General features: G+C 70.2%; 19 protein-coding genes and 1 pseudogene. 8 read left to right on the forward strand and 12 right to left on the reverse strand.

The window, feature by feature from the left end:
- Positions 1–2: 2 nt before the first annotated feature.
- The 7 genes from ACN28I_RS26110 to ACN28I_RS26140 all read right to left on the reverse strand — a co-directional run bounded on the left by ACN28I_RS26110 (position 3) and on the right by ACN28I_RS26140 (position 9,803).
- Positions 3–5,282, reverse strand: a complete 5,280-nt coding sequence (locus ACN28I_RS26110) for a HAMP domain-containing protein (protein WP_420944652.1) — start codon at positions 5,280–5,282, stop codon at positions 3–5.
- A gap of 170 nt (positions 5,283–5,452) precedes the next feature.
- Entirely contained in the window at positions 5,453–5,938 is a 486-nt protein-coding gene (locus tag ACN28I_RS26115; protein WP_420944653.1) for an arsenate reductase ArsC, read from the reverse strand.
- Positions 5,939–6,135: 197 nt separating this feature from the next.
- Positions 6,136–6,891, reverse strand: coding sequence for a hypothetical protein (locus ACN28I_RS26120; RefSeq protein ID WP_420944654.1), 756 nt, complete (start codon positions 6,889–6,891; stop codon positions 6,136–6,138).
- Entirely contained in the window at positions 6,888–7,502 is a 615-nt protein-coding gene (locus tag ACN28I_RS26125; RefSeq protein ID WP_420944655.1) for an RNA polymerase sigma factor, read from the reverse strand. The genes ACN28I_RS26120 and ACN28I_RS26125 overlap by 4 nt, the downstream gene beginning before the upstream one ends.
- A gap of 236 nt (positions 7,503–7,738) precedes the next feature.
- Complete coding sequence (locus ACN28I_RS26130) at positions 7,739–8,209, reverse strand: NUDIX hydrolase (RefSeq protein WP_420944656.1); 471 nt, start codon at positions 8,207–8,209, stop codon at positions 7,739–7,741.
- Between the two features lie 3 nt (positions 8,210–8,212).
- Positions 8,213–9,214 carry a DUF2380 domain-containing protein gene (locus ACN28I_RS26135; protein ID WP_420944657.1) on the reverse strand — a complete coding sequence of 334 codons (1,002 nt, stop codon included), beginning with the start codon at positions 9,212–9,214 and terminating at the stop codon, positions 8,213–8,215.
- Positions 9,215–9,275: 61 nt separating this feature from the next.
- Complete coding sequence (locus ACN28I_RS26140; protein WP_420944658.1) at positions 9,276–9,803, reverse strand: hypothetical protein; 528 nt, start codon at positions 9,801–9,803, stop codon at positions 9,276–9,278.
- A gap of 206 nt (positions 9,804–10,009) precedes the next feature.
- Between ACN28I_RS26140 and ACN28I_RS26145 the strand changes: the two genes are divergently transcribed.
- Positions 10,010–11,272 carry a caspase family protein gene (locus ACN28I_RS26145; RefSeq protein ID WP_420944659.1) on the forward strand — a complete coding sequence of 421 codons (1,263 nt, stop codon included), beginning with the start codon at positions 10,010–10,012 and terminating at the stop codon, positions 11,270–11,272.
- Here the strand turns inward: ACN28I_RS26145 and ACN28I_RS26150 are convergent.
- Positions 11,200–11,778: a hypothetical protein gene (locus tag ACN28I_RS26150; protein WP_420944660.1), complete on the reverse strand. Its 579-nt coding sequence runs from the start codon at positions 11,776–11,778 to the stop codon at positions 11,200–11,202. The two genes, ACN28I_RS26145 and ACN28I_RS26150, sit on opposite strands and share 73 nt — an antisense overlap.
- 1 nt (position 11,779) lies before the next feature.
- On the opposite strand from ACN28I_RS26150, the gene ACN28I_RS26155 reads away from it, so the two are divergent.
- From ACN28I_RS26155 to ACN28I_RS26175, 5 genes and pseudogenes are all read left to right on the forward strand, one after another.
- Positions 11,780–12,028 carry a hypothetical protein gene (locus ACN28I_RS26155; protein ID WP_420944661.1) on the forward strand — a complete coding sequence of 83 codons (249 nt, stop codon included), beginning with the start codon at positions 11,780–11,782 and terminating at the stop codon, positions 12,026–12,028.
- 540 nt (positions 12,029–12,568) lie between these two features.
- Positions 12,569–12,757, forward strand: a pseudogene (locus ACN28I_RS26160) (hemagglutinin); the annotation flags it as partial.
- Complete coding sequence (locus ACN28I_RS26165) at positions 12,693–13,103, forward strand: Ig domain-containing protein (RefSeq protein WP_420948717.1); 411 nt, start codon at positions 12,693–12,695, stop codon at positions 13,101–13,103. The pseudogene ACN28I_RS26160 and the gene ACN28I_RS26165, both read left to right, overlap by 65 nt.
- Positions 13,104–13,148: 45 nt before the next feature.
- Complete coding sequence (locus ACN28I_RS26170; RefSeq protein WP_420944662.1) at positions 13,149–13,703, forward strand: hypothetical protein; 555 nt, start codon at positions 13,149–13,151, stop codon at positions 13,701–13,703.
- A 99-nt stretch (positions 13,704–13,802) separates the two neighbouring features.
- On the forward strand, positions 13,803–15,713 hold the full coding sequence (locus ACN28I_RS26175) for a S8 family serine peptidase (protein ID WP_420944663.1): 1,911 nt from the start codon (positions 13,803–13,805) through the stop codon (positions 15,711–15,713).
- 183 nt (positions 15,714–15,896) lie between these two features.
- Here the strand turns inward: ACN28I_RS26175 and ACN28I_RS26180 are convergent, their stop codons facing one another.
- On the reverse strand, positions 15,897–17,138 hold the full coding sequence (locus ACN28I_RS26180; protein ID WP_420944664.1) for a phospholipase D-like domain-containing protein: 1,242 nt from the start codon (positions 17,136–17,138) through the stop codon (positions 15,897–15,899).
- 441 nt (positions 17,139–17,579) lie between these two features.
- Between ACN28I_RS26180 and ACN28I_RS26185 the strand changes: the two genes are divergently transcribed.
- Complete coding sequence (locus ACN28I_RS26185) at positions 17,580–18,968, forward strand: cytochrome P450 (RefSeq protein WP_420944665.1); 1,389 nt, start codon at positions 17,580–17,582, stop codon at positions 18,966–18,968.
- A gap of 4 nt (positions 18,969–18,972) precedes the next feature.
- On the opposite strand, the gene ACN28I_RS26190 is transcribed toward ACN28I_RS26185, so the two are convergent.
- On the reverse strand, positions 18,973–19,941 hold the full coding sequence (locus tag ACN28I_RS26190) for a hypothetical protein (RefSeq protein ID WP_420944666.1): 969 nt from the start codon (positions 19,939–19,941) through the stop codon (positions 18,973–18,975).
- A 286-nt stretch (positions 19,942–20,227) separates the two neighbouring features.
- Positions 20,228–23,179, reverse strand: coding sequence for a M55 family metallopeptidase (locus tag ACN28I_RS26195; RefSeq protein ID WP_420944667.1), 2,952 nt, complete (start codon positions 23,177–23,179; stop codon positions 20,228–20,230).
- A gap of 227 nt (positions 23,180–23,406) precedes the next feature.
- On the opposite strand from ACN28I_RS26195, the gene ACN28I_RS26200 reads away from it, so the two are divergent.
- On the forward strand, positions 23,407–24,069 hold the full coding sequence (locus tag ACN28I_RS26200) for a sterol desaturase family protein (protein WP_420944668.1): 663 nt from the start codon (positions 23,407–23,409) through the stop codon (positions 24,067–24,069).
- A 21-nt stretch (positions 24,070–24,090) separates the two neighbouring features.
- Here ACN28I_RS26200 and ACN28I_RS26205 read toward each other — a convergent pair whose 3' ends face one another.
- Positions 24,091–25,230 (reverse strand): hypothetical protein, encoded by a 1,140-nt coding sequence (locus ACN28I_RS26205; protein WP_420944669.1) that lies wholly within the window; start codon positions 25,228–25,230, stop codon positions 24,091–24,093.
- Positions 25,231–25,304: the final 74 nt, after the last annotated feature.

Consider the following 25,304-nt stretch of genomic DNA (forward strand, 5'->3'; position numbering starts at 1 on the left):
TGTCATCTCGCTCCCGCGCAAGGCTCCACCCAACGGCGAATCAACTCCAGAAGCCGCTCGGTGTCGACCGGCTTGGACAGGTAATCGGACGCGCCTGCTTCCAGGCACTTCTCGCGGTCGTCCTTCAACGCCCGCGCGGTGATGGCGATGACCGGCAGCGACGCCCACCGGGAATCCGCGCGGATGGCGCGCATCGCCTGGTAGCCGTCCATCTCCGGCATCATCACGTCCAACAGAACCACATCCAGCTCCGGATTCTTCTCCATCAGGTCCATGGCCGCCCGTCCATCCTGGGCAAATGTCACCTGCATGCCATGGTTCTCCAGGACACTGGTGAGGGCGAAGATGTTGCGCGCATCATCGTCCACGAGCAGGACCTTGCGGCCGGCGAGCGAGCGGGAGAGTTCCTTCAGCTCCTCGGCGGAGGCGCGGGACTGGTCCCCCACCCGGCGCAGGAAGCGGCCCACCTCGGCGAGCACCGCCTCGGGCGAGCGGGCAGCCGCCTCGAGCAGCACGGCCTCGGCCGAGCGCCGCAGCCGCCGCTCGTCATCCGGCAGGAGCTGCGAGCCGCTATAGAGGAGCACGGGGGGCAGGCGGGCGGGCCGGCGCACCAGCTCCACCAGCAGCTTCATTCCCCGTCCGCCGGGAGAAGCGAGGTCCAGGGCGAGCGCTTCCACCTCGCCCCGGTCCAGGGCCTCCGCGGCCCGGTGGGACTCGAGCTGGCGCATCTCCAGGGACTCGCCCATGTCGATGAGCTGCTGCACGCAGTCGCGCAGCTCCGGCTTGGGGTCCACCAGCAGCAGCTTGCGCGGGTGGCCGTTGGCCTTGAGCTCCAGGTGGCTGAAGGCGCCCTGGATGGCCTCGGGCGTGAAGGGCCGGTCGAGGTAGACGAAGCCACCGCCGCACGAGGCGCCGCGCAGCCGGTCCACGCTCACCACCTGGACGGGGATGCGGCGGGTGCGCGGGTCGCGCTTGAGCTGATCCAACACGCTCCAGCCGTCGATGACGGGCAGGCCCAGTTGCAGGACGATGGCGTACGGCTTGAGGCGCTGGGCCAGCGAGAGCGCCACGTCGCCGCGCGTGGCCACCAGGGCCTTGAGGCCATTCTGGTGGGCCGTGTTCACGAGGCCCCGGGCGAACTCCAGGTCATCCACCGCGACGAGCAGCACCCGGTCCTCGGTGCCCAGGTCGTCCCGGTCATCCACCAGCGGGTTGGGCGCCGCGGTGCCGTGCACCTCGTCGCGAGGCAGCAGCTCGCGCAGCATGGGCGCGTAGCCCACGTCCGTGTCGCCCACCGGCTCGCCGCCCCGCTCCGGGCCGCTGTAGCTGCGCGGCAAGTAGAGGGTGAAGGTGCTGCCCGCCCCGCGCGAGCTCCTCACGCGGATTTCACCCCCCAGCAGACGCGCCAGCTCGCGGCTGATGGAGAGGCCCAGGCCGGTGCCGCCGTACTTGCGGCTGGTGGTGCCATCCGCCTGCTGGAAGGCCTCGAAGATGAGCTTCTGCTTGTCCTCGGGGATGCCGATGCCCGTGTCGATGACGGAGAAGGCGAGCACCTGGTCGGCCTCCACCAGCTCGGGCGCGGCGAAGCGCTCCTCGGTGTCCGCCATGCGGATGCGCAGCGTGACCTGGCCCGTGCTGGTGAACTTGAAGGCGTTGGAGAGCAGGTTCTTGAGAATCTGCTGCAGCCGCTTCGGGTCCGTGAAGACGGTGGCGGGCACTTCCGCGCCCACCTCGGTGAGGAAGCCCAGGTGCTTCTGCTCGGCCACGGGGCCGAAGGTGCGGCGGGCGAACTCCACCAGTTCCGCCACGGCGGAGTCGCGCGGCTCCACCTGCATCTTCCCGGCCTCCACCTTGGAGAGGTCGAGGATTTCGTTGATGAGGGACAGCAGGTCCCCACCCGAGGAGTAGATGGTCTCCGCGTACTCCACCTGCTTGCGGCCGAGGCTCCCGTCGGAGTTGTCCGCGAGCAGCTTGGCCAGCACCAGCATGCTGTTGAGCGGCGTGCGCAGCTCGTGGGACATGTTGGCGAGGAACTCGCTCTTGTACTTGGAGATGAGCGAGAGCTGCTCGGCCTTCTCCTCCAGGGAGGAGCGCGCCTGCTCCACTTCGCGGTTCTTCTCCTCCACCTTGATGTTCTGCTGCTCGAGCAGCTTGGCCTTCTCCTCCAGCTCGAGGGCCTGGGCCTCCAGCGCCGAGTTGGAGCGCTTGAGCTCCTCCTGCTGCTGGGTGAGCTCGCGCGACTGGCTCTGCAGCTCGTTGGCGAGGCTCTGCGACTGACGCAGCAGCTCCTCGGTGCGCATGTTGGCCATGATCATGTTGAGCACCACGCCGATGCTCTCCGTGAGCTGGTCCAGGAAGATCTGGTGGATGGCGCTGAACGGGTGGAAGGAGGCCAGCTCGATGACGGCCTTGACCTCGCCCTCGAAGAGGACGGGCAGGACGATGATGTTGAGGGGGTTGGCCTCGCCCAGGCCGGAGGTGATGCGGATGTAGTCCGCCGGCACGTGGGTGAGGAGGATGGTCTTCTTCTCCAGGGCGCACTGGCCCACCACGCCCTCGCCGAGGCGGAAGCGGTTGCCCACGTTCTTGCGCTCGCGGTAGGCGTAGCTGGAGGTGAGCTTGGCCACGGGCTGGCCGTCCTCGAAGTCCATGAGGAAGAAGGCGCCGTGGTGCGCGGACACCAGGGGCGTCAGCTCGGACATGATGAGCCGGGAGACGGCCTCCAGGTTCTTCTGTCCCTGCATCATGCCGGAGAACTTGGCCAGGTTCGTCTTGAGCCAGTCCTGCTCGGTGTTCTTCTGGGTCGTCTCCTTGAGGTTGACGATCATCTGGTTGATGTTGTCCTTCAGGGCGGCCAGCTCGCCGCCCGCATCCACCGAGATGAACCGCGTCAGGTCCCCCTTCGTCACGGCGGTGGCCACCTCGGAGATGGCGCGCACCTGGGACGTCAGGTTGCCGGCGAGCTGATTCACGTTGTCCGTGAGCTGCCTCCAGGCCCCGCGGGCACCGGGCACCTTGGCCTGGCCACCCAGCTTGCCCTCGATACCCACCTCACGGGCCACCGTGGACACCTGCTGCGCGAAGGTGCCCAGCGTGTCCGTCATGCTGTTGATGGTGTCGGCCAGCGCGGCCACCTCGCCCTTCGCGTCGACCACGAGCTTCTGGGTGAGGTCACCATTGGCGACCGCGGTCACCACCTTGACGATGCCTCGCACCTGCGTGGTGAGGTTGCGGGCCATCAGGTTCACGTTGTCGGTGAGGTCCTTCCACGTCCCGGCGACCCCGGGCACACGCGCCTGGCCACCCAGCTTGCCCTCGGTACCGACTTCACGCGCGACGCGGGTCACTTCCGAGGCGAACGCGTTGAGCTGATCCACCATCGTGTTGATGGTGTCCTTCAGCTCGAGAATCTCGCCCTTGGCGTCGACGGTGATCTTCTTGGACAGGTCTCCGTTGGCCACCGCCGTCGTCACCTTGGCGATGTTGCGCACCTGGTTGGTGAGGTTGGAGGCCATCGAGTTCACGCTGTCGGTCAGGTCCTTCCAGACACCCGACACGCCCTGCACTTCGGCCTGCCCGCCCAGCTTTCCTTCCGTACCCACTTCCTTCGCGACGCGGGTCACTTCGGCGGCGAACGACCGGAGCTGATCCACCATCGTGTTGATGGTGTTCTTCAGCTCGAGGATCTCACCCTTCACGTCCACGGTGATCTTCTTGGACAGGTCACCGTTGGCCACCGCCGTGGTCACCAGGGCGATGTTGCGCACCTGGGCGGTCAGGTTGGAGGCCATGAAGTTCACGTTGTCGGTGAGGTCCTTCCAGGTACCGGAGACGCCCGGCACGTCGGCCTGGCCACCCAGCTTCCCTTCCGTACCGACTTCCTTCGCGACGCGGGTCACTTCACCGGCGAACGAGCGGAGCTGCTCCACCATCGTGTTGATGGTGTTCTTCAGCTCGAGCACCTCGCCCCGGGCATCCACGGTGATCTTCTTGGACAGGTCACCGCGGGCAACGGCCGTGCTCACCTCGGCGATGTTTCGCACCTGGGCGGTGAGGTTGTTGGCCAGCAGGTTCACGTTGTCGGTGAGGTCCTTCCACGTACCGGCCACACCGGGCACATCGGCCTGGGCGCCCAGCTTGCCTTCCACGCCCACCGTCTTGGCGACGCTGGTCACCTGGTCGGCGAAGATGCCGAGCGTCTTCGTCATGCTGTTGAGCGTGTCGGCCAGTGCGGCCACCTCGCCCTTGGCATCGACCACCAGGCGCTGGGACAGGTCACCGTTGGCGACCGCCGTCACGACCTTGACGATGCCTCGCACCTGGGTGGTGAGGTTGGAGGCCATCAGGTTCACGTTGTCCGTGAGGTCCTTCCACACGCCGGAGACGCCGGGCACGTCGGCCTGGCCACCCAGCTTGCCCTCGGTACCCACTTCCTTCGCGACGCGCGTCACTTCGCCCGCGAACGACCGGAGCTGATCCACCATCGTATTGACGGTGTTCTTCAGCTCGAGCACCTCGCCGCGCGCATCGACGGTGATCTTCCGCGACAGGTCACCGCGCGCCACGGAGGTGGTCACCTCGGCGATGTTACGCACCTGCGCGGTCAGGTTGTTGGCGAGCTGGTTCACGCTGTCGGTGAGGTCCTTCCACGTACCGGCGACTCCGGGCACGCGCGCCTGGCCTCCCAGCTTTCCTTCCGTACCGACTTCGCGCGCAACGCGCGTCACTTCGGCGGCGAACGAGCTGAGCTGATCCACCATCGCGTTCACCGTGGTGCCGATGCGAAGGAACTCGCCCTTCACCGGCTGCCCCGGCAGGTCCAAGGCCATCTTCTGCGTCAGGTCACCGCGGGCCACCGCGCCCAGCACGCGCGCCACCTCGGTGGTGGGCTGCACCAGGTCCGCGATGAGCGAGTTGATGGAGCCGATGCTCGAGGCCCATCCGCCGCTCACCGGGCCGAGCGACGCGCGCTCCGCCATCTGGCCCTCGCGGCCCACCACGCGCTCCACCCGCACCAGCTCGTCCTGCATCCGCTGGTTCATCGCCACCAGGGCGTTGAAGGCGTGGGCGATGTCCTCCATTGCCTGGGGCTGCGCCTCCGGCGGAAGCCGTACGGAGAAGTCTCCGTGGGTGACGGCCTGCAAGGACTCCAGCAGCGTCTCGAGCGCCTCGGCCGTCGCGACCCGTCTCGGACGGGCATGCCCATGACGGGCGAGCGTGGTGGGCTTGCGGGTCTTCTTCCCAGTCTGGGTACGGCTGGAATGGCTGGTGCGACGAGTCAAAGGCCTGCTCCAGTGCTGAGGTTTGGCGCTTTCCCAACCCGAGGAGGCCTCTCGTTCGTTCCTGGGTAGGGAAACGCCCCTCACGGGGGCAGGCGCCCAGCCGAGCGCACACGTGTCCCGTGATTCCCCGCCCCGGCTCCTGGAGCGTGTTCGCGCGGGGAATGCACTCGCTACATCGGTGACGCGGCCCGCACCTCTCCGTACGGCGGGTGCATCAGCTTCTCCAGCGGCAGCGCGCACAGCAGATCCAGCCGCTGGGACAGCTCCCGCCCCACCTGGATGAAGAGCTGCTCCCGCGCCGCCTCACTCCCCTCGAAGGCCACTGGATCCGGCTCGTCCCAGTGCGCCATGCGCGGCTGCCCCGGCCATACCGCCCACGCCTCGTGCGTCTTGTCGCAGAGCGTGATGACCCAGTCGAAGCGCTCGCCCCGGAGCTCCTCCCAGGACTTGCTGCGCGCTCCCTCCGGGTCCAGCCGGAAGCGCTCCCGCAGCACCTTGAGCGCCAGCGGGTGCACTTCGCCCCTCGGCAACACGCCCGCACTGAAGGTCTCGAAGTGCCCGTGCCCCAACCGGCGCAGCAGGTACTCGGCCATGATGCTCCGGGCCGCATTGCCCATACTCAGGAAGAGGACTCGGACGGCTCCGGGGGGGTTCATGGCGCGTCTGACGGTGGGGGGGCGGACCCCGCGCGCCAAGGGGGCCCTTCGATTCGATTGCTTCCCAGGTCGGCCCTCTTGCACAGGGGGCAACCCGGGACCCGGATACCCTCACCCCGGGGGGCTTGCCCCCCCTTTGAACGACGGGGGGCTCCTCTCCCGGGGGGCGAGGGGTGATTGTCACGGTGGGGGGTTTGTCACCGCGGGGTCAGGGTCAGCTGGGTCTCGGAGAGCGGACGGCCCTGCTCATCCTCGAAGCTCGCCCGCACCTCCAGCGGCCCGGCGAGCCAGCCCTCCTGCACCGGTGTGCTGAACGGCAACAGCACGTCCACTCCCGCCGCCACCTCTTCCGCCGTTCCCTCCGGCGGGAAGAAGCGCAGCGGCTCTCCCTCCGGCGACGTCGCCTCCACCTTCAGCTTCGCCCCCTGCGGCGCCGTGTAGCTGAACTGCACCGCGCTCCCCTCTCCACACACCAGCCTCCCGCCCGGCCTCGCCTCCCCCGTCACCTGTCCGTCCGCTCCCACGCAGAAGACACGGATTCCCCACGCCGCCGTCCCCGTCTCCCCTCCTCGCGCCTGCCACTCGGAATCCCGCGCCCCGAGTTGCGGCACCACCACCAGCAACGCCACCCCCGCCATCGCCAGCCCCGCCATCACCGGCACCAGGAACCTCGGGAAGAAGCGCTCGCGCTCGGGCCGCTCCGGCGCCTGGACCGGCTTCGCCGCCGCTCCCAGCCGCGCCATCAGCTCCTTCTCCAGCAGCGCCTCCCGGCTCGCCGGCAACGCGCGCTTCTCCAGCACCGACTCCACCCGGCCCAGCTTGTCGTAGGCCTCGTGGCACTCGCCACACCCCGCCGCGTGCGCGCGCAACCGCTGGAAGCCCTCTCCGTCCAGCTCTCCCCGGAAGAGTGCCTCCAGCGCCTGCTTCGCCTGCCGGTCCCCACACCTCGTCATGACTGGCCTCGCCGCTTGAAGAAGCTCCACCCCTTCACTTCCATCCCTTCCAGGTAGCCCCGCGCCTGCAGGAACTCGAGCAGCCGCGTCTTCAACCCCAACTCCCTCCGCCTCACCTGGATGCGCGTCAGCCCCAGCTTCTCCGCCGCGCTCTCCTGCGCCAGTTCCTCCTCGCCGAAGCGCAGCTCGAACAGCCGCCGCTCCTCCGCCGTCAGCCCTTCCTTGAAGGCCGCCAGCAACCCCTCCACCTCCCGGTCCTCCAGCGTCTGCGCCAGCCCCTCGCCCTCCTCCGGCACCGCTCCCGCCTCCTCGAAGGGCTCCAACCCCACCGCCACCTCGCGCTGCCTCGACTGCTCCAGCAGCACGTTGCGCGCGATGCCCACCAGGAAATGCCCGTACGGCCGCACCCCGTCGTACGCCGCCCGCGTCCGCGGCTCGAAGGCCCGGGCGAACGTCTCCAGCACCGTGTTCTCCAGCTCCAGCGCGCCCCTCATCTGCCCGAACCCCCGCCCCCGCCACGCCATGGCCCGCAGCATCCGCGCCAACGTCTCCGCGTGCGCCCGGTACACCCGTCCCAGGGTCTCCGGCTCACCGTCCCGGAAGCGTTGCAATGTCCGCGCATCCCACTCCATCCCTCGGCGACTTACCGTGCCCCGCCCGTCCTCGTCACCCATCCCTCATGCTCTCATTGCGATTTGACCGTCCGGTTGGATCCCCAGGGTTCGAGAATCGTCACCGCGGAGGGGCCCGGCCGCCCGCAGGCCCGGCGAGGTGGGCGGCTGTGGGACGGCCGTGGACCCCCAGGGGCTGCCTGCCCTGCCAAAGCCATCCACCGCAGGAGTGAAGCTCAGGCTTCTTCGTCGGGCAGGAGCGTGCGCAGCAGCTCGTCGTCGGGCCCGAGAGGCCGCCAGCCGGCTGGTGGCGGCGAAGCGCGAAGCGCTGCCTTGGCCCGTTCAACGCGCTGCTCATGAGTTTCTGGGGTGAAGGTCCCCCAGCGAGCGAGTGCGACGGCAACATTGAAGCGGCTTTCATCGTCCAGCACGGTCGGCCAGCCATTGGGGAGTGCTTCGGCCAGCTCGCGCACTAGCTGACCGCGCACCAGTCGCGTGACCTGATTCTTCCGCTCCGCTTCGGCCAGCAAGCCGCTGAACACCTGTACTCCCGCCAGGTCGTCCGGACCTAGTTCGTCGGCTAGTTCCACCAACGAGGCAATGGGGCGCGCCTCCGCGAAGGCGGTGAGCGAGTCATAACCTCGCTCGCGAACCCGCTCGTATAGGCGAACCTTCCAATTGCCCTCCCAGGAACGTCCGTCGGTCATCGCTCATTTCCCTCGACAGCGGACGAAGTTCATCGGGATGTCGTACAACTTCATATAGCCCGCGACGATCTTCAGGATGTCGTTCTGTGTCAACATCCGGCCAGCATCAGCCTCTGCGTCCCGCAGCGCCTTCATGAGCATCTGGTTCCATTCACCGCGCCATTTGCGCCCCAGCTTCCAGTTTCCACCGCCGTGAATCGCTTGGTGGTGGGCCTGCTGCAACGTGATGCAGAACCACTCGATGCTCATCTTGCCGGTGAAGCCGCGCTTCTCGAACCACTCGCGGAACTCGTTCGGCATGACGTGGTGCCGTGGGGGCTCGGCCATGCCAGCGCCCGTTTTGCCCGTCACGCGCATGGCCCGCACCTCGGGCGAATCGCCCAGTGCGTCGCGCACGCCCCGCGGGAGGCCGCCGTGCCCCTGCGCCATCAGCACCTGTCCGGCCTGAATCCGCACCGCGGCGCTGACAACGGGCAGGGAGAGGACGCCCGCGCGCACCAACTGGCGCATCATCTCCACCCACTCGGCGGACACCACCATCCGCGTCCCCATCATCACGCCGTTGGGGCCCACCATGAGGCCCACACCGAGCGTGACGGGAGCCGCCGCGCGCAGCGCGGGCAACGTGAACTTCAGCACCGACAGCGTGGTGAGCGCCTCCATGGCGTCCTTCAACACCAGCGCCGTCGCGAGGACTTTCGCCCCCCTGTGGATGGCCTCGAGGAGTGCGGCGAACTCGCGCGTGAGGTGGCCTACCAGGGCGGGCATGTCCTGCGCCGCTGCCTCCACCTGCTCCGGCTCCAGGGACGAGAGCGCCGTCATGGCGGGCTCGAGCATCTTCTGCCAGCCGTCCAGCCTCATGAAGAGCGCCTCCACGCTGTTGCGGCGCCGGGAGAGCGTGTCGTCGGTGAGGTGGAGGAAGTCGACCCACACGGCCAGCAGCAGGGAGCCCATCATGGCGGCCTCCAGCCGTGGGCCCGCGAGGCGCAGCAGAGCGAGCTGCATGTCCGGCTCCTCCACCTGCGAGGCGGCGGCGACCAACTCCGTGGCGGCGGCAAGCTCGGCCTCAATCCACCGCAGCTGACGTTCCCCATATTCGACGTAGTCGATGAAGATGCCATTGCCCGCGCCGGCAATGCCCGGGTAGCTGGTCTTGAGCCGGGAGAAGCTCGCCGGAGATGCGCAGGGTGGAGCCGGACACCTCGCGCAGCGCGCCGCGAGTGGCCAGGTGGGTGGCGAGGGCGCTCTGCCACACAGTCGCGTCGGAATTGCCAGGGCCCGCCGCCGTCACGGCCTCCCGGGAGCCACGGCGGCGGTGCAGCCGCTCCGGCGTCTCGGGCTCAGGAGAGGAGGATGGATGGGAGGCGAGAACGAGCGGCGACTCCTCGCCCGCCCCTCCGGCCCCGGCGGCGCCGTGCAGGGTGTAGCGCAGACTGGGCCCCCGGACTGACTGCGGCGTCAGCGGCACACAGGCGTTGGACAGGAGGGCCAGGGCGAGTAGCCAGGTAGCACGCCACGTGAGGCTCCATGGCCCAGCGGATGGAGTGTCGGGCCGTTCTGGCTGGGAGAGCAGCACCAGCAGGGTGGACGTCATCAGCGCCTCCAAGGGGGGACTCCCACTCTAGCGGCGGCTCCCGACGAAACCGGACAGCCTGGAAAACTCCAACTGGCAACGCCCAAGGTCGCCTGCGTGACACAGACCCTCCGAGGTCCCAGCCCCACCCGGGGGCGGGTGGATTCCCCACACGCAACCGTGGCACCTTGAACACCCTCGTTTCCCCCCCGGAGAACCCCCCGCGCATGCGACCGCTCCGATGCGCTCCGGCAGCCCTGCTCTGGCTCGCGCTCCTCGCTGGCTCCGCCGCGAGCGCCGCGCCCACCCGGGCCGCCTACGCGCTCATCATCGCCAACAACACGGGCACGGAACCGAAGCAGGCTCCCCTGCGCTACGCCGATGATGACGGCGCGCGCTACTACGAGCTGCTCTCCTCGCGCACCCAGGAGACGGTGCTCCTGTCCGTGCTGGACGCCGAGACGCAGGCCCTCCACCCGGGGCTCGCCGCCCGCACGCGCCCGCCTACCCGGACCGCTCTCAAGGAGGCGCTCCGCCGGCTGAACGCCCGCATGGCCGAGGACAAGGCCCGCGGGGACTCGCCGGTGCTGTATTTCGTCTTCACCGGCCACGGCAAACGCGGGGCCGCCGGGGAGGGCACGGTGAGCCTGCTGGACGGGCCCTTCACCCGCACGGACCTCTACTCCCAGGTCATCGCCCCCAGCACCGCCGCCTTCGTCCACCTCATCGTGGACGCGTGTGACTCGTACTTCTTCGTCAACTCGCGCGGCGCGCTGCCGGTGGCCCCCGCCCAGGTGCAGGCGGTGCAGGGCCTGCTGGCCACGCGCGAGCTGGCGCGCTACCCGCACGTGGGCGCCGTGCTCTCCACCACCCGCGAGCAGGAGAGCCACGAGTGGAGCGCCATCCGCTCGGGCATCTTCAGCCACCAGGTGCTCTCGGCGCTCGCCGGGGCCGCGGACGTCAACGCGGACGGGCGGGTGGAGTACTCGGAGCTGCGCGCCTTCGTCGCCGCCGCCAACCAGGGCCTGGAGGACGTGCGCGGCCGGCTCGAGGTGTCCATCCAACCGCCCGCGCAGGACCGCGCGGCGCCGCTGGTGGACCTCGGAGACAAGGCACGCCTGGGATTCCTCCTGCTGCCCGCGGGCCTGGAGGGCCGGTTGTGGGTGGAGGACTCGCGCGGCCTGCGGCTGGCCGAGCTCCACAAGGAGCGTGAGCGCTCGGTGGTGCTGGGACTGCCTCCGGCGCACGGCTACTTCCTGCGGGGCCCGGGGCGCGAGGCTCCCTTCCGCTTCACCCGCGCGGGCGCGGTGGTGGATGGGGCGGGCCTGCCCTGGCGGGACAATGCCCTGGCCTCGCGGGGCGCGGTGGAGGACGCCTTCCGGGAGAAGCTCTTCTCGGTGCCCTTCGGCCCGCGCTTCTACACCGGGTACATGGCCAGCCTCGGGCAGACGCCCGTCGCCCCCGCGCAACAGCCCGACCTCTCTCCATGAGCCTTCTCTCCTTCGCGCTGACGCTGGCGCTGGCCCAGGCGGCACCGGCTCCCTGCAGGGGCGGTGAGCGGGTGGTGCTCGTGCCCTTCCAACCGGTGGCGCTGTCCACCGCCGAGGCCCGCCGGCTGGAGGACGCGGTGCGCCGGGCGGCGGAGCGCACCTCCGGCGTGTGCCTGGAGCCGCGCGCGGACACGGTGGCGAAGGTGCGCGCCCAGGGCGGACGGCTCCCGGACTGCGTGGACGCGGCGTGCCGGAGCGCCCAGGCGGCGGTGCTCGGCGCGGAGCGGCTGCTGCGCGGCGTGGCGCTCGGCGTGGGCGGAGAGCGCAGCGTGGCGCTCGCGTTGGTGGACCGCCAGGGCCTGGAGTCCCACGCCCTCATCGAGCTTCTCCGGAGAGGGACTCGCACCCGGCCTGGAGGAGGCGCGGGCCCGCGAGGCCTTCCAGGCGCTGTGGAAGACGCGCCTGTCCACGCGCGCGGCGAAGCGCCCGGCGAAGCTCTGGCCCACGGTGCTGCTGGCGGCCGGTGGCGTGGCGCTCGCGGCGGGCGTGGGCTTCGGGCTGGCCGCGCGCCAGGCGGAGACGGGCCTCTCGCGGGGCAACGCGGGCTGCACCGGCGAGGGCGAGGCCTTCCGCGCCTGCTTCACCCAGCGCCTGCGCGAGGGCCAGCGGCAGGCGCGCACGGCCAACGTCTTGATGGGGACTGGCGCGCTGCTGGGCGCCGGCGGAGCCGTCTTCTTCGTGTGGGAGCTGCCATGAGACAGGGGCTGCCGTGGCTGGCACTGGCCGTGCTCCTCGGAGCAGGAGCCTGCACCTTCCAACCGGACCTCTCCCGCTTCCCCGCGTGCGACGCGCTGGGCGCCTGTGCCGCGGGCTCGACGTGTCTGGCCTCCGCGGGCGTCTGCCTCCCGGACTGTGGCGAGCGCGGGCCGTGCACCGGTGAGGAGCCCTCGGAGATGGGCACCGACGGGGGCACGGGCGCGGATGGCGGTGATGCCGGAACGAGCCCCGCGCAGCTCGTGCTCGTACCGGACGGCCCCGGGCCCGGCACGGAGACGGTGAGCTTCTTCCACCGCTTCCAGGTCACCGGCGGGACGCCTCCGTACACCTTCTCCACCATGGGCGAGCTGCCCCCGGGCCTGCTCTTCGACACGCAGCGGGGAGCTCTCCGGCAAGCCGCTCGCCGCCGGGGAGTCCACCTTCACCGTCGAGGTGGTGGACCAGAGCCCCGAGCCCCAGCACTCCAGCCAGGTGTTCTCCCTGCGCATCCGCCCCGTGCTGCACCTGGCCGGGCCGGACGTGCTCGCCTACTTCGAGAGCGGAAAGAGCTACGTGGAGACCCTCTCGGCCACCGGAGGCAAGTCGCCCTACACCTTCGAGCTCGTCAGTGGCGCCCTGCCCTCGGGCATCGTCCTGCGCGACGATGGTGGGCTCGACGGGGCCGCCTACGCGGGCAGTGGCACGCCTCCCTTCGAGGTCCGCGTCACGGACTCCGACGAGCCTCCGCAGACCCGGGTGCGCCGCCTCCAGCTCACCTCCATCACGTGCTCGAGGCTCCGAGGTCTGCATCAAGAGCAGCGCCGTCCCCGATGCGCGCGTGGGCACGGCCTACACCCATGCCCTGCGGAGCACTCCCTCCTCCGTCACCTGGACCTGGAAGAAGGTGAACCCCAGCCCCACCCTGCCGCCGGGCCTCACCTTGAATGCCGAGACGGGCGTCCTCTCCGGCACGCCCACCCAGGCGGGGGTGTACGAATTCAACGTCACCGCCACGGCGGGAGGCCTGTTGCCGCCCGCGGCGTCGACGCTCAGCCTGAAACTGACGGTGTATTGAGCGCGGGAGATCCAACCGGGCGTCCTCGTTTCAATACCTGGACAGGTGCGCCCTCCCGGTCCGAGTGAGAAGCAACGAGCAGCCCTCCGCCAGTGGCTGCCGCTGCTCTGCGGCGTGCCGCTCGCGGGACTGATGGTCTGGAGCCTCACCCCCGCCGAACCGCCCTGCGCCTACGTGCTGGGCCAGGCCGGCGCCGGCACCGTGGCCACGCCCGCCCGCATCATCTTCGTTCCACCGGAGGAGGCCGGGAGGCAGCCGGTGCCGCCGGAGGGCGATGGGACTGTCTGGACGTGCTCCAGCGAGGGCGTGAGGACCCCCGCCATCCCGGTGCGCGTCCCCACGTCGATGTTCGAACACCCGGACACCCTCATGGAGGCGGAGTCCATCGCGCTCCATCTGTCGAGCACGCCGGTGATCAGGCCGGGCCACGTCCTGACGCTCGAAGGGGGCAACCTCCTCGTCCTTCCGCAGCCGGGACTCCCCGCTTCCGTCTCCGAGGGGGACCCCCTCGCCGAGCCGTTCATCACCCTCGACCTCGGCGGCAGCACGAGGACGGCCCGCTACCTCCCACCCGTCAGCTCGACAACACCCGGAAAATAATTTTCGGTTCCGGATCCAACCCGGAATACCCGCGGCAACACGGAATAGAACGCCCGGGGTCCCTGGCCGCGGGTGCCCTGTCTTCTCTTGGGAGCACGCATGAAGTCCTTCAAGACGCTGGGCCTCACCCTCACCACCACCGCCTTCCTCGCCGGTTGCGGCGCCTCCGCGCCGGAGGCCGGGAACGCGCAGCAGAGCCTCGCGAAGGCGGGCCACGCGCTCGGCAACAAGAAGCCCGTGGTGGCGCCCACCACCACCGCCCCGAGCGCCTGCACCGCGCTCTACTCCAGCGCCCAGGCGCAGGCGGCGCTCACCCAGGCCGTGGTGGACCCGTCGCTGGCGTCGGACGGGCTGGTGAAGACGCTCATCCTCTCCTTCAATACGCAGGAGGCGGTGGCCCCCGCGGTGAACCTGCTCCAGAGCACGCTGGGCCTGTCGCTGGGTGACAACCTGGGCGCGTTCAAGGCGCTGCCCATGGTGGCGCTGAAGGTGCCCGTCACCCCTCTGCTCATGGGCACGCTGCGCACCGTGCTGCAGCCGCTCGGCCTCATCTCCATCTACCAGGACCGGCCGCTGCACTACTTCCTGGACCAGACGGTGGCCTACATCGGCGCGGACACCGCGCGCACGGCCTACAACGCCACGGGCGCGGGCGTGGGCGTGGGCATCATCGACTCGGGCGTGGACGGCACGCACGGCGACTTCCCCAACCTGGTGAAGAACGTGAAGGTGTTGGCCCCCGTCCTCGAGACGGGCGTGACCGGCGCGCTCTTCATCGACGTGCCCAACAGCGACCTCACCAGCGGCCACGGCACGCACGTGGCCAGCACCATCGGCGGCTCCGGCGCGAGGTCCGGCGGCAAGTACAAGGGCGTGGCCCCGGGCGCCAGGCTCATCGCCGTGGGCGCGGGCGAGGCCATCAGCATCCTCTACTCGCTGCAGGGCTTCGACTTCCTGATGGATCCGGACATCCGCGAGACCTACAACGTCCGCGTCATCTCCAACTCGTGGGGCACCAGCGGCAGCCACTTCGCGCCGTTCGACCCCGTCAGCATCGCCTCCAAGCGCGCCTATGACGAGGGCATGATCGTCGCCTTCGCGGCGGGCAACGACGGCCCCGGGCCGGACACGCTCAACCCGTACAGCGCCTCGCCGTGCGTCATCTCGGTGGCGGCGGGCGCGGCCAAGGACACCAGCACGGCGACCAACCCGCTCATCTCCCAGGGCCTGCCGGGCCAGCTCGCGGGCTTCTCCAGCCGCGGCATCCCGGGCGATGCGCTCCACCACCCGGACATCACCCTGCCGGGCGTGGCCATCGTCGCGGCGCGCGCCACCACGGCCACCGTCGCGCAGCCGTACCTGGGCCTGGACGGCCTGCACCCGGAGCCCTTCTACGCGGCGCTGGATGGCACCTCCATGGCCACCCCGCACCTGAGCGGCCTGGTCGCGCTGATGCTGGAGGTCAACCCGGCCCTCAACATGGACGGCGTGCTGGAGGCCATCACCTCCACGGCGAAGCCCATGTTCGAGCAGGACGCCACCACCGGCACCACGCGGCAGTTGCAGGTGTGGGAGGCGGGCGCGGGCTACGCGGATGCCTACGCCGCCGTGCGCAAGGCCACCGAGTCGGCCGGCACCCGCACCACCACCGTCACCACGAGCCTGCCGGGCTGGAGCGGCAACGTGGGCCTGTCGGTGAGGCTGCCCGTGCTGGACGTCACCCTCGTCGAGGCCTCGCACACGCACCACCTGGCGGTGCCCGCGGGCGCCAACGCCCTGCGCATCGCCACCACCTGGGGCAACCCGGCGCTGGACCTGGACCTCTTCGTCTACGACCCGAGCGGCAACCTGGTGGCCACCAGCGCCAACGGCACCTCCACCGGTGAGGCGGTGTCCGTGCCCCGCCCCGCCGCGGGCACCTGGCGCGTGCAGCTCAAGGGCTTCCTCAACACGCCCACCAACTACACGGGCACCGCCCAGGTGGACACGCTCGTCCCCGTGACGCAGTGACGAAGTAACGCGCGCTCCCACTCCCAGCGCGCCGCCCCTGGCACCGGGACTCTCCCCCCCCGGTGCCAGGGGCATCTTTCTTTCTACGGGCCGTGCACGGCCTCTCGCAGGCACCCGAGCCCTCTCCCTGAGGAGAGGGGACTCGTCATGCCGCTTCAGTCACCGCCCGGCGCGCGGCCCGTCTTAGAGCGAGACGGCTTCCGCGTCGTAGTACGAGTCGCCGAAGTGCCAGACGAAGTAGGTGTAGAAACGATCCTTCATGCTGCCGTCGGTATTCCAGCCGGCGGGCTCGGTCAGCTTGGTGAAGATCTCGTCATTCTCATGGAGCGCCGCGCCGGTGAGGTTGTGCGAGCCACCAAAGGTGCGGCTCTGCAGAACGCCTCCGAAGTTGCCGCGAATCATGATCGCCTTGTCGTGAAGCGCGGGGTGGGACTTGACCCACACGTTTTTCGCGGCCTTGAGCGTGGCGAGCGCGCTGGGGCCAATGAGGTGGCTGCCGTCCGGCTCCCGGTTGACCATCACCCGGACCTCGCATCCGGCATTGCCGAACGCGGCCAGCTTCTTGGCGACCTCGATACGCGAGTCGGTGAACATCAACATCTGCACTCGCACCTGACAGCGCTTCTGGGCCGTGCCGCCCGGCGGGGTGATGGTGAGCGCGTCCGGGGTGAGGTCGTTGATGCGTGAGAGGACGATGTCGGTCTGCCCCACTGCTTCGGGCGACGCGTAGATGCTCTGCGAGGCGGTCCCCAGATAGCCGCGGCCGCTGGCCGAATCGTAGTAGTCCGAGGTGCGCGGACTCTGGTTGTACATGTTGGTCAGGTGGGCCTTCATGAAGCTGTACAGCGTCGCGTCACCGTAGGTGGTGATCGAGTTGTTCGACATGTCGGTGCCGGAGCCGTAGGTCATGTTGGCCGACGAGATCCAGGTGACGTTCGAGTAGCGCGTGCCATTCGGGGCCGTCGCGCTGCTGAAGGTCCACGCCTTGGTGTGGGCGATGCCGGTACCCACCGTTCCCAGGCAGCCCTCCGAGCTGTTGTAGCGACAGAAGCTCTTGTTGGGGAAGTAGTTGAACCCGTAGGTCGTGTTGGTGAAGGCACCTTCATTCACCCGGTCGACGCCACCGTTGAAGCTGACATACACCTGAACGCCGCGGTTCATCGCGGCCCTGAGCGCCTGGGGAACGAAGTCGGCGGTCACGTTGTAGATGTTGCCGCGAATGACGTCGCCGGACTGGGTGCTGTCAACGAGCCGCTTCCACTCGTAGAGGATGTTGAAGTCGCGCTTCAAGGCCGGGTTCGCCGCGTCGGGCTTGCACGGGCTCGGTGGGTACGTGAAGTGCCCGTATTGCAGATACCCTCCGATGGTCGTGCTGACCGCACACTGAACCACCCGCTGCTGGTTCGTCCCGAGCTCCTCCAGCACGTTCGATTCTTGTGGGCCGCAAGCGCTGAGCGCGCAAGTCACGGCAACCACCCTCGCGATTCTTCCAAGTCCCTGTGTCATGGGTCGCAGCTCCCTGAGATCGTTCACGTGTAGACGGCAAGTCCTCGTGGCCCAGAGCACCGCCGGCACATACCCGCACGCCGGAATCAGCAAAATTGGACACACCAGGATTATCGACTAAACCAGAAAAATCCGCCAGACTTTCCAGGTACGACCCGGTTACTTCAGAAGTCACTTCGCCGCCGTCCGTGTGCGCTCGGCGGAGCGCCATGTCCATCACCCGCCTCCTGGTGAGGAGGGACTCGCCCTCTCGCAGAGGGAGAGGGGACTCGTCACCCCACGTCAGTCTCCCCGTGGATGCTGGCCCCCACACCTCGTGGCGTGGACAATCCCGCCCCTTTTCGAAACGGCCCGGACCTCATGACCGCCTCCGCACCGCTGCCTCCCATGCCCCCGGGCCACTGGCTCTGGGGCCACCTGCCCGAGCGCGCGCGCAATCCCCTGGGCCTGTACCTCGACAGCCGCCAGCGGCTCGGGGACGTGGTGCGCTACCGCATGGGCTACATCTACGTGGAGCAGCTCACGCACCCGGACCACGTCAAGCACGTGCTCGCCGACGCGAGCGCCCGCTACACGAAGGGCACCGTCTTCGACAAGACGCGGCCCCTGGTGGGCAACGGCCTGCTCACCGCCGAGGGGGACTTCTGGAAGCGCCAGCGCCGGCTCGCCCAGCCCGCCTTCCACAAGGAGCGGTTGGCGGCGCTCGGCGCGAGGATGACGGACACCCTCTCCGAGCGGCTTCCCGCCTGGGAGCGCGCGGCGGACACGGGCACGCCGCTGCCGGTGTTCCAGGAGCTGATGCGGCTCACCCTCACCGTGGTGGTGCGCGCCCTCTTCGGCGTGGACGTGGGCGGGCACACGGACGCGGTGGGCGAGGCCTTCACCACCGCGCTCGAGGTCACCAACGAGCGCATCATCTCCCCCCTGCCCTACCAGCCCTGGCTCTACCGGCTGCCCACGCGGAGCAACCGCGCCTTCCGCCAGGCGGTGGACACGCTGGATGGGCTCGTGCGCGGCCTCATTGCCCGGCGCCGCGCGGCCGGGAGCCAGGCGGAGGATCTGCTCGGCATGCTGATGGCCGCGAGCGACGCGGACACCGGGGACACCTTCGATGACGCGCAGCTGCGCGACGAGGTGATGACGCTGCTGCTGGCCGGCCACGAGACGACGGCCACCGCGCTGGCGTGGACCTTCCACCTGCTGGCGCGGCACCCGGAGGTGGAGGCCACGCTGCACGCCGAGGTGGACGCGGCGCTCGGCGGGCGGATGCCCACGGTGGCGGACCTGCCGAGGCTGCGCTACGTGGGCTGCGTCTTCGAGGAGGCCATGCGCCTCTACCCGCCCATCTGGGCCATTCCCCGCGTGCCCGTGGAGGACGACGTGGTGGACGGCTTCCGGATTCCCAAGGGGGACATCGTCATCCTCGTCCCCTACGTCACCCACCGCCACCCGGACTTCTGGCCCGAGCCGGAGCGCTTCGATCCCACGCGCTTCCTCCCGGAGAACAGCAAGGACCGGCCGCGCTGGGCCTACCTGCCCTTCGGCGGTGGGCAGCGGCAGTGCATGGGCAACCACTTCGCGATGATGGAGGCCCAGCTCCTCCTCACCCTGGTGGCGCAGCGCTTCCGCCTGCGCGGCGTGCCCGGGGTGCCCGTGGTGCCCGAGGCCCTCGTCAGCCTCCGTCCCCGCGGTCCCATGCCCATGCGGGTGGAGCGCCGCGAGGGGGTGCCGCGGGTGCGGGTGGCCTGAGCCCTCAGAGGACGCAGGAGCCGCAGTCGAGCAGGCAGCTATCGGCGGTGATGCCGAAGCCGCAGCTCTCGCCCTGCTGGCACACGCCGTCGCCGCAGCGGTTGACGTCCTGGGGGCGGAGGCGGGTGGTGAGCGGCTTGTACTGCACGCCGTTGACGGTGCAGTGCGTGTAGTAGGTGCCGCCGGCGTCCAGCGTGCAGTACTGCTCGCACTGGCCGATGCGCTTCACCTGCTCGCAGGCCGGGTTGGACTGCGCCCCGAAGCCCTTCAGGCCGCACGGGCGCGGGGTGCTCTCGTCCGCGGCCAGCGAGTTGCGATCATTGCCGGCGAAGAGCCCCTCGTTGGTGAAGACGTTGCCGAAGAAGCACGACTCCTTCCGGGAGAACATCGACAGCTCCTCGGCGGAGAAGGGGATGGCGCTCCCGCTCGAGTCGCGGCCCAGCACGGAGATGGAGACGTTGAGCCCGTAGTTGTTGGCGTGGGCGCCCAGGCACGCGGAGATGACCTGCTGCTCCACCACGGTGGCCGGAGCCCCGCCCGCCCAGTTCGGCGCCAGGCCCAGCACGCCCGGCCAGGAGTAGACGGTGCCCGTGGAGGGGTTGGTGAAGGTGCGCGTCTCGCCCGCGGGCACCGCGCAGCGAATCATGTAGCGCATCAGCCGGGCGTTGTTGGCCGGATCGCCGTTGAACCAGGTGGAGAAGTCCGTGGTGGACAGGCCGTTGAGCGACAGCCCGTTGAGCGACAGCCCGTTGAGCGACAGCCCGTTGAGCGACAGCCCGTTGAGCGACAGCCCGTTGTCATCGATGAGAGCCTGCTCCTGGGTCCGCAGCTCCGGGCCCTGCTCCTCGGAGGGCAGCTCCGCCACTCCGCAGCCCGCGGCGAGCGCCGACGTGAGCACCCACGCCACCACGCTCCGACCCGCCACGCGCCCGGCCATCCCGTTCCGCAGACCTTCGAAAGACGTGAAACCCATGGCTCACACCTCCGGCTCTCGGCCACCTGGGGCTCACCAGGTGGCAAGAGTGAGGGTGGAGATGCGGGCTTTTCCCGGCATCGGCCGGAACTCCGGGAAAGCCGTAGAGGTCTGCCTGTCGACAACCTGTGCGTCCAACGTGTGACGATGGGCTCAGCGGGGCGTGGAGCGTTCAACACCCCCGAGGGGGCGCGCACATCCGCCTACAGGCTGTGAATGGAAAGTCGTTTCCCCATCTGGGCAAAGATGGCGCCCCCCGGCTCTCCCCCATTGCCCAGGGTGGGAACTACGGACGGCGCTCCTCGGCGCCCGCGAAGGCGAGCAGCGCGCCAGCGGTGGCATGGGCATCCTCCATGCACCCATCGGGCTGCTGGTGCTCCTCGAGCAGCACCAGGAGGGCCTCGTGGGCCCCGCCACCGGCCTCGCCCACGCACTGGAGACAGAAGGCGAGCTCCGCGCCCAGATCCACGTTGCCCTGCTCCACCACCCAGGGGGTGGCCACCAGCAACTCCTCCGTCCACGCCGGGGCGTCCGGGTGGCGCGGGGCGGCGCGCAGGTAGCGGGTGTCCAGCAGGTACAGGTGCGTGAGCCAGTAGAGGTCCGCCACGCGGGAGACGTCGCGCATGGCCCGGGCGGGGATGGACAGGCGCGCGTCCAGGCCGCACGTGGCGGCCATCTCCCCCAGCAGCCACGCATGGAGGCCGTGGCCCTCACCATCCAGATGCTCCAGGTAGGCCTGGAGGAGGTACGGCTCCAGCCGGGCGTGGGGCAGGCCGCGCTCGCGGCGCACGTACCAGGCATCCACCCGCGCCATGCCCACGTCCGGGGACAGCCCGTCGGGGAGCGCCAGCGGCACCTCGGCCAGCGCGGCCACCGCCGCCTCCAGCGTGGGGGCCAGCCCGCGGCGGGCGAAGGCCCCGGGCGCATGGCCCTCCAGCATGTGCAGCGTCAGCGCGCGCAGGGCCCGCGACTCCTCGTCTCCGCCCTCCGTCAGCGAGAGGAAGGCCGCGAGCGTACGGTCCACCGCCTCCGTCCTCGGGGAGGGCGGGTGCGCGGGAGGCCCCCGTAGGCGGAAGAGGGCCGTGGCGTCCCGGAGGAAGGCGGGACTGCCGGGCACGTCCGCCACCGCGTGCCCCAGCACCTCGCTCGCGGCCGAGGTGGCCTGAAGGGCCCGCGTGTAGCGCTCGCGGAAGGTGCGCCCCTCCACCTCCACGCGGTAGCGGTCCAACCGCCGGGCCCCGGCCCGGGTGGCGAGCGCCGCCTGGTGTCCGCTCTTGAAGGTGAGGACGAGGGGCGCCTCGGGGAGCGTCTCCACGGGCCGGGCGGGCAGCGCGGCGGCGTGGGTGAGCTCCGGGAGCACGGCCTCGGGCGCGCGCGAGTAGGCCCGGGTGACGGAGAGGGCCACCTTGGTGCGCACGTAGCCCACGCGGCCCCCGAGCTGCGCCTGCAGCACGTCGTCGCCGGAGACGAACACCGCGGGCACCCCGGCCTCCGCGGCCAGGGCCAGCACGAGGTCCGCCTCCGACAGCTCCCGGCCAGCGCACGCCCACGCGCCCAGCACGTCCACGGTGTGCGCGGCGAAACCCACCGGGCCCGCCGCCGCGTGCATGCCCAGGCAGGCCACCGCGTCCACCTCCTCGAAGAGCGCGGGGGCGTACGCGTCCTCCGGGAGGAAGCACGGCTCGGCCGCGGGGTGCAGGGACTCGGGCAGGAGGTTGGACTCCCCGGAGCCGCACAGGTGGCTGTCGCTCACGCGCACCCGGTGGAAGCCCGCGGCGAGCAGGCCCTCCACGGCGGCATTCACCTCGGCCGTCAGCAGGGCCCTGGCGTGCACGTACTCCGGAGTCCCGGAGATGAGCGCACCGGGCGAGTCCACGCCGGCCACGCCCTCGAGGTCCACGACGAGCAGTGCGCGGCGGCTCCGCATGAGGCTCCTCCTACTTGCGAGCGGCCGGGCCGCCGGACTTGATCCACCGCGCCAGCGCGAGCGCCGTGGGCTCGTCGATGAGCGAGGCGTAGGTGGGCATGGTGGTGCCGGGGGTGAACTGCTCGGGGTTGCGGATCCACTTCGCCAGATCCTGCTCGGACTTGCCGGCGGCGTTGACGATGCGCTCGTGGTAGCGGGCGCCCGGGGCGTGGCACAGCGTGCAGCCCAGCCGGGCGAAGAGGGCGGCGGGGTCCACGTCCTTCTTGGGCTCGGCCTGGGCGAGCACGAGGGTGACGACTCCGCGGTGGCCGAGGTGCGCACGGGGGTACCGGGCTCCACCGCCTGGGTGGACACGGAGGCGGGCGTCCCCTGGGCGGAGGGCGCGGCGGCCTCGGGAGCGGTGCGGGGACGGGCGCCGGGCACCTCGTTGCGGCGCGGGGGCAGCGAGCGCAGGTACTCGTAGAGGGCCTTCATGTCCACGTCATCCGTGCCGCGGTAGCGGGGCATGGGGTAGCGGACGATGGCACCGGGGGCGAGCCCGTCGCGCACGGCGCGGGTGAAGTCCTCGAGGCTCCAGCCCTGGAGGCCGGTGGCATCGAAGGTGAGGTTGGCGGAGTGGATGGGCTTGCCATCGGCGCCGAGGAACTCGCGGCCTCCGGAGAAGCCCTTGGGCCCGTCGGAGTCCTTGGGATCGAAGCTGTTGGTGTGGCACCCGGCGCAGTCGAGCACCTGGGCCATGTAGCGGCCGTACTCGAGGGTGGGCCCCTTGGCGGGCACGGGGATGCCCGAGGCGGGATGATCCGGCACCTTGCCCACGATTCCCCAGGCCAGCCCGCCGAGGAAGGAGAACCGCGTGGGGGGCGCCACGGTGGCATCGGCCTCGAAGAGCGGATGCGGGGAGCGCATGAAGCCCAGCACGGCCGCGAGATCCTTGTCGCCCATGGGGGAGCCGGGCATGGGGATGGAGCGCCCGTCGCGGCTGACGCCGTAGCGGATGACGCGGGCCAGCTCCTCGTCCTTCGCCGCGCCGATGCCGGCGGTGGGGTGGGCGGTGAGGTTGGCGGTGTAGAGCGTGCCGAGCCAGCCCGGCGCGTCCTTCATGGGTGCCCCGGTGACACGCTGCGAGTCGGGCCCGCGATGGCAGCCCTCGCAGGCCCCGCGGAAGATGCTCTCGCCGCGAGCGAGCGCCTCGGGAGACGCGTCCGCCTGGATGGGGGGATAAGCGGTCTTCGAGACACTCGCGCACCCGGAAAGCAGGGCAGTGCCCATCAACAGGGTGCCATACACGGTGCTCAGCAATTGTCGGCGCATCGGGCTCACGTCCTCCACGGAATTCCAGGATGCCCCAACTGCCTGTCCAAGGGTAGACACCCCGCCTGTCCGCCCGTTCTCCGAGCGGGCCCGGCAGCAGGGACTGGAGGACACCGGGGGAGGAGCCGGGGATTTTCGTGACGCCCCCCGGAAGCCCGGGGGGTATATAAGGACGGCGGCGGGCGGTGTCCGCCATGCAACACCCCTTTTGCCTCCCTGGTACGGCCATGAAGACCGAGTACGTGCGCCACTCCGCCGGGCGGATGTTCGAGAACGACTTCCTCGAAGCCGCCTCGAAGATCCACCCTGTCACTCCGTTCGCCTTCTACATTCCGATCATCACGGGCCTGCTGGGCTGGGGGCTGTGGAGCGGGACGACGCGCATGGGGATGGTCGCCCTGTACGCGCCGCTCGGGTTCCTCACGTGGTGCTTCATGGAGTACACGCTGCACCGCAACCTCTTCCACTGGGAGGGGAACGGGCCGCTGACCCGGCGCTTCCACGCCATCATCCACGGCTACCACCACACGTACCCGGATGATCCGCAGCGGCTGGTGATGCCGCTGGGCGCGAGCATCCCGCTGGCCATCATCATCGGCGGGCTGCTGTGGCTGGTGGGGCGGCCGGACGCGACGCTTCCCTACTTCGCCGGCATCGTCGTGGGCTACCTCGCCTACGACTACCTGCACTGGGCGGTGCACTACAAGAAGCCGTGGACCAACTGGGGCAAGGCGCTGCGCGCGCACCACATGGCGCACCACTTCGCCTGCCCGGACAAGAACTTCGGCATCAGCCACCGGTGGATTGATCGGCTGATGGGCTCGATGCAGGTGCGCGGGCAGGCGGCGCGCGAGGCCGCGATGAAGCCGGACACCGGCGCGGCGGAGTAGTCCCCCGCGCCGGGGCCGGACTCAGGGGTGCGAGGCGGCGGACGCCCACTCCCAGGCGGAGCCCCGGTGCAGGGCGGCGTAGAGGCAGTCGCGCAGCTCGTTGCACTCGGCGTGGGTCAACGAGCGGTCGAGCGCGCGCAGCACCACGCGCAGCAGCACGTTCTTCTGGCCGGGTGAGATGCCGAGCCGCCGGATGGCGGTGGGCGGCAGGGCCTCGTAGGGCGTCTCCGAGAGCACCTCGACGGATTCCACCACGTCGGCGCGGGAGCCGAGCGCGGCGCGAGCCCGGTCTCCGAGCTCCTCGTGGGTGGCGTCGCCCTCGAGCACCAGGGAGAGGTCCCTGCGGACGGCGGGCATGGAGGAGACCTCGCGGTACGGCTCCAGCTCGAGCATCTGCGAGGCGATGCGCGGATCCTCGGCGCGCAGCAGGCGGATGTCGTCCAGGCCCTTGCGCAACATGAGGATGCGATCCATCCCGAGCCCCATGGCGAGCCCCGAGACACGCGCGGGGTCCAGGCCGCTGTCGGCGAGCAGCTCGGGGTGGGCCAGGCCGCACTCGCCGATCTCCACCCACTCGCCGTCGTGGCGGACGTCCAGTTGGAGCCCGTGGGTGGTGTAGGGGTGTTGGGAGGGCGTGGTGCGCAGCTCGCGCCCGGGGAGCAGGGCACGCACCACGGTTTCCGCCATGAGGAGCAGTTCCGGGACACCGAGCGGCGCGCCCTGGCGGATGCGCCAGAGATCCAACTGGTGGGGCTCGCCGGTGTGAAGGCGGTCGATGCAGTCGCGGCGGTAGACGAGCCCGGGACAGGCGAGCAGCACGTCGCCGGGAGAGCGGGGTGAGGCGGCGAGCTGGCGCAACAGCGGAGGAATCATCGCCGAGGTCTGGGTGCGCAGCAGGGCGGTGTCACAGACGTAGCGGGTGTAGCGCGCGTCGCGGGCGGCGCCGTCGGGCGGGTAGCGGAGCCGGTCGTAGTTGTCGGAGACGGAGACGATGGGGCTCCGCCGGTGCAGGAGGACGTCGCAGCGCCACGCGCCGCGGAGGGCGGCGAGTGCGTCATCGACGAGGCGCTGCATGGCATGGGGACCGGCGGCGGGGTCGGTCAGGTCACGGATGGAGAGGGCACGGCGGACGGCGTCGGTGCTGAGAATGCAGACGGACATGGAAGGGCTCTCGGGCTGGAGTGAACGGAGAAGGCGCCAGAAGGCGCCAGGACGCTCGGACACCCCCCGAACCC

Source organism: Archangium gephyra, assembly GCF_049060025.1.
In the GTDB taxonomy this organism is placed as follows: Bacteria; Myxococcota; Myxococcia; order Myxococcales; family Myxococcaceae; genus Archangium; species Archangium gephyra_A.

What these genes read in the sequence shown, in the direction of transcription:
- ACN28I_RS26115 (WP_420944653.1), bottom strand. Translation starts at nt 5,938, where the DNA reads ATGAACCCCCCCGGAGCCGTCCGAGTCCTCTTCCTGAGTATGGGCAAT.
- ACN28I_RS26120 (WP_420944654.1), bottom strand. Translation starts at nt 6,891, where the DNA reads ATGACGAGGTGTGGGGACCGGCAGGCGAAGCAGGCGCTGGAGGCACTC.
- ACN28I_RS26130 (WP_420944656.1), bottom strand. Translation starts at nt 8,209, where the DNA reads ATGACCGACGGACGTTCCTGGGAGGGCAATTGGAAGGTTCGCCTATAC.
- ACN28I_RS26135 (WP_420944657.1), bottom strand. Translation starts at nt 9,214, where the DNA reads ATGCAGCTCGCTCTGCTGCGCCTCGCGGGCCCACGGCTGGAGGCCGCC.
- ACN28I_RS26140 (WP_420944658.1), bottom strand. Translation starts at nt 9,803, where the DNA reads ATGACGTCCACCCTGCTGGTGCTGCTCTCCCAGCCAGAACGGCCCGAC.
- ACN28I_RS26145 (WP_420944659.1), top strand. Translation starts at nt 10,010, where the DNA reads ATGCGACCGCTCCGATGCGCTCCGGCAGCCCTGCTCTGGCTCGCGCTC.
- ACN28I_RS26165 (WP_420948717.1), top strand. Translation starts at nt 12,693, where the DNA reads ATGGTGGGCTCGACGGGGCCGCCTACGCGGGCAGTGGCACGCCTCCCT.
- ACN28I_RS26175 (WP_420944663.1), top strand. Translation starts at nt 13,803, where the DNA reads ATGAAGTCCTTCAAGACGCTGGGCCTCACCCTCACCACCACCGCCTTC.
- ACN28I_RS26185 (WP_420944665.1), top strand. Translation starts at nt 17,580, where the DNA reads ATGACCGCCTCCGCACCGCTGCCTCCCATGCCCCCGGGCCACTGGCTC.
- ACN28I_RS26190 (WP_420944666.1), bottom strand. Translation starts at nt 19,941, where the DNA reads ATGGGTTTCACGTCTTTCGAAGGTCTGCGGAACGGGATGGCCGGGCGC.
- ACN28I_RS26195 (WP_420944667.1), bottom strand. Translation starts at nt 23,179, where the DNA reads ATGCGCCGACAATTGCTGAGCACCGTGTATGGCACCCTGTTGATGGGC.
- ACN28I_RS26200 (WP_420944668.1), top strand. Translation starts at nt 23,407, where the DNA reads ATGAAGACCGAGTACGTGCGCCACTCCGCCGGGCGGATGTTCGAGAAC.
- ACN28I_RS26205 (WP_420944669.1), bottom strand. Translation starts at nt 25,230, where the DNA reads ATGTCCGTCTGCATTCTCAGCACCGACGCCGTCCGCCGTGCCCTCTCC.